The sequence below is a fragment of the Candidatus Frankia nodulisporulans genome (genome assembly GCF_902806475.1).
Classification (GTDB): domain Bacteria; phylum Actinomycetota; class Actinomycetes; order Frankiales; family Frankiaceae; genus Frankia; species Frankia umida.
Map to the genome: position 1 here is coordinate 1 of NZ_CADCWS010000580.1, position 346 is coordinate 346.

1 pseudogene is annotated in these 346 nt (G+C 71.1%); it reads left to right on the forward strand.

The annotated features are described in order from the left end of the window. Nucleotides 1-346, forward strand: a pseudogene (locus tag G6R24_RS21475) (IS1634 family transposase); the annotation flags it as partial.

Here is a 346-nt window from a genome sequence, read left to right on the forward strand (position 1 = left end):
TGACGTCGATCTCGCTGCACGGCGCCTATCCCGAGGTCGACGGCGACTACGCGACCCCGAAGTACGGCCACCCGAAGGACCGCCGCCCCGACCTCAAACAGGTCCAGACCGGGCTCGCGGTCACCGGTGACGGTGGGATCCCGCTGCTGCACCGCGCCTACGACGGCGGCGCCGGTGAGGTCTCCCAGGTCACCGGCGCGATGCGGGCCCTGGCCGGGCTCGCCGGCCCCCGACAGTTCCTGCTGGTCGGCGACAGCAAACTCGTCTCCTACACGAATCTGACCGCGTTGACGTCCACGCCCGGGGTCACGTTCCTCGCCCCGGCACCGAAAACGGTCGTGCCCGC